Origin of the sequence: Emticicia sp., from assembly GCF_049241225.1 — a bacterium.
Lineage (GTDB): Bacteria > Bacteroidota > Bacteroidia > Cytophagales > Spirosomataceae > Emticicia.
In genome coordinates this window covers 17,624-24,262 of record NZ_JBMLRC010000277.1, presented here as the reverse complement: position 1 = coordinate 24,262, position 6,639 = coordinate 17,624, and the positions used below count along the sequence as shown (strand labels likewise).

Sequence of the window (6,639 nt, the reverse complement as noted above, 5' to 3'; positions counted from 1 at the left end):
GCTACACATATTTCTCAGTTGGAAGACCCCTAACCCCTAAAGGGGAATAAAAGGAGTCCGTTAATTTTTTATACATATAAATAAACAAAAACTCCCCTTTAGGGGTTGGGGGTATATGAAAAGAGTATTAATAACAGGCGGTGCGGGTTTTTTGGGTTCGCACCTTTGCGATAGATTTATCAAAGAAGGACATTATGTAATTGCGATGGATAACCTAATCACGGGGGATTTACGCAATATCGAACATTTGTTCAAGCATCCAAATTTTGAGTTTTATCACCACGATGTGAGTAAGTTTATTCACGTTCCGGGTGAGTTAGATTATATCTTGCACTTTGCTTCACCAGCAAGCCCGATTGATTATTTGAAGATTCCGATTCAAACACTAAAAGTGGGTTCACTCGGAATTCATAACTGTCTTGGTTTGGCTCGTGTGAAAAAAGCAAGAGTGATAATTGCCTCAACATCAGAAGTTTACGGCGACCCACAAGTTCACCCACAAACCGAAGAGTATTGGGGACACGTAAACCCAGTTGGTCCACGTGGTGTATATGATGAAGCAAAACGCTTCCAAGAAGCCATGACAATGGCCTATCATACTTATCATGGTTTGGAAACCCGTATCGTGCGTATCTTCAATACGTATGGCCCAAGAATGCGACTCAACGACGGACGTGTATTGCCTGCATTCATCGGACAAGCATTGCGTGGCGAAGACCTTACTATCTTTGGTGATGGTACTCAAACTCGCTCATTCTGCTACGTAGATGATTTAGTAGAAGGTATTTACCGTTTATTACTTTCTGATTATGCTTACCCTGTAAATATCGGTAATCCATCAGAAATTACGATGAACGAATTTGCCGAAGAAATCATCAAATTGACAGGGACAGACCAAAAAATCGTGCATAGACCATTGCCGAAAGATGACCCTAAGCAACGTCAACCAGATATTACGAAGGCGAAAGAAATCTTAGGTTGGGAACCAAAAGTAAGCCGTGCGGAAGGTTTGAAGATTACCTACGAATATTTTAAAAACTTACCAAAAGAAAGACTTTTTGAGGAAGTTGCTCACCGTGAGTTTAATAAGAAATAATTGAAAGTAGTCCACGGTCATTAGTCAGGAAGTTTACAGTAAACTAATGGACTTACAGATTATCATCTAACCGAGTGAATAATCACCTCATATTTTAAAACCCCCATCGGAAGGAAATTCTGATGGGGGTTTATTTTTGGTTTATAATTTCACCCTAACCACACTCGTGTACTGCCCTCTGATGATAATTTCTTGACCATCGACTACAATTTTCACTGCTTTATTGGCTGGATTATGCCCCCAGTATGCAGTATAAAGAACATCCTTGCTATCATCGTCACGTTTTTTCATTACCAACGGAAAACCTTTGATAAAAGCTTCGGTCGGGAGTTTGTTATCGCCCGTCACTCGGCGACCGTCAGGTAGTGTTACATCGGGATATTCGATGGGCGTATTAGCATCAATAATATCTTTGTTTACGCTCATTGCCCACACCCCCGCCATGAGCCAATCAATATTTTTTTGTGATTGAAACGGATAACTCGAAAGTCGTTCACCGAAACGATTTTCTCGGTATTTTTCGGTGTCGAGTTCCATCGCTTTACTTCCCCACAAATCAGGGTTATCCACTTTTGTATTAGGGTCGCTCCAAAGGTCAATTCCATCAAGCCACATACTCCAAACACCCCAACTTTGCATCAAATCGGGCGGCACAATTGGCTTAGTTTTGATTCTAAAAACTTCTCCGCTTGATGTTCGGTGCGTTTGCTCGCCCAATTGCCAATCAAGTGCTTCTACTTCATGCCAAATATTGGCCAGTGCTTTCTTATTTGGTTCAATTTTTTTCGAGATCAATCCTTCGGTCATTAGATGATAAATCGTACCTACGTTTCGTAAGTCATTACAATAGCCGCCCACCTGTGAAACCGTAACTGATTCTCGCACCGAATTCCAAACATTTCTTGTTGGTATCGCAGAAAACGCCCGATTGTATGCTTCAAAGCCACTTCCTTGCCATTTTAGCACATTTGTCATTCCTTGAGCATCTCTCTCACCCTCAAATTTGGCTCGGCTCACTCCTCTCGGGTTCAAACTCCAAATTGCAAATTCGCCCTCGGCATTCTGGCGTTTAAGTTCTTGCAAAGCAATGCCAATTTTTCCTATATTTTTACTGCTGTTCCAAACGCCAATGGGCTCGAAATTAAGACTCAAATAACCCGTTTTTACATTCGGACTTACAACTTCGGCAAAGTTTTTCCGTAAAACATTCGCATCAACCCTATCGAGCCACTGGTTGACAACTTCTTCGGTTGTTGTATAAGCCTTCGGGCAACCTGAGTCATATAACCATCCATCATAATCCATCCACGCTCTACGAACTGCATTTGGAGCATTATGTACATAGGTCACCCCTCGTTTCATGGCTTTTTCTCCATTTATATCAGTCCCTGATAAATAAGAAAACTTCACAATTTTGCCTTTTGGCAAAGTAAACTCAGGAAAGGCATCATAAAAATCAGGTAAGATACTTTCACTCGCAAATTGAGCAGGGTTCCAGAAATAAATAGCATTACTGACAGTATCGGTTGTCATGCGTTTGCCTGGAACTGTAATATACTGTTGAAGCCAATTTCGGGCGTTCCAATGTTTGCCTCTTTCTGTATAAACTTCAATCACGCTAAGGTCGAAACCTGCCATTTCCGAAATATCTAAATTCTGTAAAGGAGCTGTATTTGATTTTTCACTTAAACCAATATAAAAACCCTTTTCATAATTTCTATCATTCATAAATGGCCTATTCCATTGTTCGTCGGTCAATCTCCCATTCTCAACTTTCAACTTTGAAAGCACTTCTCGCACCGAACCATCGGCACGTAGATAGTTGAACCCATCAGTCACTTTCGGAAAACCCGAAAAATTTACATCAATACTTTTTCCACGTCGACTTGTCGATAATAAAGGCGGCTGAGTTTGTGGTAAAGTTGTCGGTTTTTCTTGCGGAATTGTATTTGGTTTTTCTTTTGAAGGAACTGTTGGTTTGGTTGAGTTGGCAGCATCAATGGCTTTTTGTCCGCACAAAATTAGGGTTGTTCCATCGGGTGTTTTTTGAGCTAAACAAAATTGCGGCATCACAAAACTTTTCGGCATTTCAAGCCCACCATTGGCAGTTGGTTCGGCAAAATACTGCACGTGGTTTTTATAGTTTGTTACCACATCGGGGCGTGAAAGCATATTTGCACCACGCACCACAAAGCTGTCCATTTCGCCCTGAATCACAAAAATTTTATCGCCATCGAGCCAAGCTCTAAGCGGCTGATTGGTAGCTTGCCATTGACCGATAATTTGTCCGTGACGTGGACGCAAAACCAGTCTTCGGAACTGAGCCGTGGCATCAAAAAAAGCGACGAATAGCAATAGTACAGCAACGTATTTTCTCATTAAAATAAAAGTTTAAAAGCTAAATCAAGACAAATTTATAGGTTTTTCGTAGAAAATCTGTGCATCAGATTTTCCTAAAAACCCATACTGCACAACAATCAACTACATTTTCTGACTTTTAGTATTCATTTTCAGTAAAATCATTGACCACAAAACAGTACAATTTGAGTACAAAATTGATTATTTTCTGAGGTGTTGTTTTTCTATCATTTTAAGCCCATAATTACGTATCGTCGTTATGAGTTCTATGATTTCCTTTCCTTGTTCTGTTAGGCTATATTCGGTCTTTGGTGGCACTACCGCAAAAACTTCACGATGGATGTAGCCATCTTCTTCCAATTCTCTGAGCTGCGTAGTCAGCATTTTATCCGAAATATGCGGAATATCCTTTCGCAATTCACCATAACGCATAGTTTGGTCTTTCAACCTCCACAGAATCGGGGCTTTCCAAGTTCCACCAATTTGTTCCATCACCAGCTGCACTGGATTGTAGTAAACTTTCCCGTTGTATATAAAATCTGGCATATTAACTATCTGTTTATCAATTACTTTCTAAAAAGTATGTATCGCACTTTTGGGTTATACTATTGGTAAAAGTATATACAGTTTGCAGATTTGCAAAGTAAAATTTTAAAAAATAATCTTCAACTAAAGTCAACGTATAAAATCCATCAAAAACACGCCTCTACCAATGAATTATCAATATTTTACTAAATTATTTCTCTATGTTTTTATTTTTGTATTGCCTATTTGCTTGATTGGCGATTTCAAAAAAATGAACATCGACTGGATGCTGATTCCTGTAAGTTTTATTATCAGTTTTGTATTTTCGGTCATGAATAAAGTAGGCGAAATCAACGAAAATCCGTTTGAAAACAACATTTCGGATATACCAATGACGGCACTCTGCAATACCATCGAACGGGATTTAAAAGAAGCTCTGGGCGAACCTTTTCCCGAAAAATTAGAAGCAAAAAATGGATATTTATTTTAAAATCAACAATATATGAAAATAGCAATTATTGGTTCGGGAAATGTTGGAGGAGCATTGGCACAACAATGGATTAAGGCAGGTCATACAGTCCTAATCGGTGCAAAATTTCCTTTGAGTGACAAAAACATCAATTTGGCAACAAAAATTGGTGAAGATAGATTTGCAGCCATCGAAAATGCCGTGAAGCAGTCGGAAGTGATACTCATTGCCACGCCACCGACGGCAATCTTTGAGGTTTTAGAACAAATGGGCGATGTATCGGGCAAAATACTCATCGACGCCACCAATTCAGTGATGAAAACACCCGAACCGTACAAAACGGTGTATCATTGCTTGGCCGATAAAACCAATGCCGAAGTTGTCAAATGTTTCAATACTACGGGTTTTGAAAATATGCTGAACCCCATCTACAACGGCGAAGGAATTGATATGTTTATGGCAGGCGATAGCGATAAAGCAAAAGCAGTGGCCAAGCAACTGGCATTAGACTGCGGATTCGGCACCTGCATAGATTTTGGAAAAGCAGATAAAGTAGAGTTACTTGAAAAATTTGCTCTTTCGTGGATAAACTTAGCCATCATGCAAGGTCATGGTCGAGATATGGCCTTTAAGCTTATTCGCAGATAAATGATTTGTCATAGATTTAGGTTGTTCAAAAAAAATACATCTTCAATCTACATTGCTTAATCGTTAATCTTAAATCTATTTATAAATAACTCGCACTTATAAACGTACTTCTTCGTTTTACTAAAAGTCACCTAATCTGATGGGTGACTTTTTTTAATTTTATTCTAATTCTTTTGGTCGTATTTTTGTTATTCTAAAAAGAAAAAAACATTACCACATGAAAAAATATTTTCTCGCTGCCTGTATGGCGTTTTCATCAATAGCCAATGCACAAACGCTTCTCGAAGACCAATTTCAGTTTAATTTTTTGGCACTTAACCCTGCCTTTGCGGGTGCAAGAGAAACTTTCAGCATGAATGCCATGCTCGGAAACCAATTTAACGGAACACTTCGCCCACAACAAATTTATCAACTTTTCTCAACCGATGGAGCAATTCAACAAGGTCGTGGTGGTTTGGGGCTACAAGCTTTCAATAGCAATATCGTTGGATTTAATAATTCGGGCGTAAAAGTTTCCTACGCCTACCGCAAACAAGTGGGTGATCTATTCTCGGTTGGCCTCGGAGCTGACGCTGGTTTTATCTATCAACCAACACTCATTGCAGGGCTTGGACTAAAACAAATGTATCCGTATGCTGGGTTGGGAGGTTTGCTCAATGCCGAGCGATTTTTTGTGAGTCTATCGAAACCCGTTCTTTTCATCAACGACGAAGGACTTTTCAATAGTAAAAAACCTTTTTACACGATGTTGGGTTTTTCATTAGGAGAATACGACGGCACGATGTTTAATATCAGTACATTGATTGAAACCAATAAGGCAGTTGGCAATGGATTTTATCTAAATGGAAAAGCGTGGTTTGGCAGAAAATTCGGACTGGGCGTTTCGTATCGTTCGCAAGAAGTGAGTGGAGCACGAACCAACAAACTCATTCCGATGGCCGAATTTCAAGTTTCAGAAGCCATTCGTCTCGGAGCATCTTACGACGCCAAACCGCCAACCTTTAATAGTTCGGGGTCGCCCACAAGCAATTTCCAACAAAGAGGTATTTTACAGATTTATTTCCGATACGAAGGTCGTGGCGACGAACGTAGTACCAATCGTTTGAAATATTATTAATTAGAAGGTTTCGATGAAAACTGAATTTGCTTATAAAAAGCAGGATTTTGCATTAATCATTAAGCATTAAACATTAATCATTAGTTTATCTATTTGAATTTTGCAAAAAAAATGTTACTTTATAGAATACGTACCGTAACTTTGCACAGATTATAAAGTTTACTCATTTCCGACATATACCATAGTTCAATGGACCAATTTTCATACATTGCCAATGCCGACGTAGCCGCATTGGACGCACTTTACCAACAATACAAAGAAAATCCAACTTCTGTTGATGAAAGTTGGCAGAATTTCTTCAAAGGTTTTGAATTTAATCAAACATTCAATGGCTCAAACGGAGCAACAAAATCTGTGGCAGGCGTTCCTGCGGCAGGCGTTCCTGCGGCAGGAGCCCCTGTAAGTGCAGAACATACCCGCAAAGAG

At 39.5% G+C, this 6,639-nt stretch carries 7 protein-coding genes; 5 read left to right on the top strand and 2 right to left on the bottom strand.

Features of this window, described 5'->3' with window-relative positions; all coding sequences use genetic code 11:
• Window positions 1–115: 115 nt before the first annotated feature.
• Window positions 116–1,096 carry a UDP-glucuronic acid decarboxylase family protein gene (locus tag ACOVO2_RS14845; RefSeq protein ID WP_421770733.1) on the top strand — a complete coding sequence of 327 codons (981 nt, stop codon included), beginning with the start codon at window positions 116–118 and terminating at the stop codon, window positions 1,094–1,096.
• Window positions 1,097–1,237: 141 nt separating this feature from the next.
• Here the strand turns inward: ACOVO2_RS14845 and ACOVO2_RS14840 are convergent, their stop codons facing one another.
• Together ACOVO2_RS14840 and ACOVO2_RS14835 are read right to left on the bottom strand one after the other, a co-directional pair.
• A complete protein-coding gene (locus ACOVO2_RS14840; protein ID WP_421770732.1) occupies window positions 1,238–3,475 on the bottom strand; it encodes a hypothetical protein in 2,238 nt (745 codons plus the stop codon).
• Between the two features lie 180 nt (window positions 3,476–3,655).
• A complete protein-coding gene (locus tag ACOVO2_RS14835) occupies window positions 3,656–4,000 on the bottom strand; it encodes a winged helix-turn-helix transcriptional regulator (RefSeq protein ID WP_421770731.1) in 345 nt (114 codons plus the stop codon).
• A gap of 136 nt (window positions 4,001–4,136) precedes the next feature.
• On the opposite strand from ACOVO2_RS14835, the gene ACOVO2_RS14830 reads away from it, so the two are divergent.
• The 4 genes from ACOVO2_RS14830 to ACOVO2_RS14815 all read left to right on the top strand — a co-directional run.
• A complete protein-coding gene (locus tag ACOVO2_RS14830; protein WP_421770756.1) occupies window positions 4,137–4,469 on the top strand; it encodes a bestrophin family ion channel in 333 nt (110 codons plus the stop codon).
• 12 nt (window positions 4,470–4,481) lie between these two features.
• The gene (locus ACOVO2_RS14825) at window positions 4,482–5,096 is read left to right on the top strand and encodes an NADPH-dependent F420 reductase (RefSeq protein ID WP_421770730.1); all 615 of its coding nucleotides are present in this window, start codon (window positions 4,482–4,484) and stop codon (window positions 5,094–5,096) included.
• A 217-nt stretch (window positions 5,097–5,313) separates the two neighbouring features.
• The gene (locus ACOVO2_RS14820; RefSeq protein WP_421770729.1) at window positions 5,314–6,213 is read left to right on the top strand and encodes a PorP/SprF family type IX secretion system membrane protein; all 900 of its coding nucleotides are present in this window, start codon (window positions 5,314–5,316) and stop codon (window positions 6,211–6,213) included.
• Between the two features lie 189 nt (window positions 6,214–6,402).
• The coding region (locus ACOVO2_RS14815; protein ID WP_421770728.1) for a 2-oxoglutarate dehydrogenase E1 subunit family protein at window positions 6,403–6,639 on the top strand (237 nt) is incomplete at its 3' end.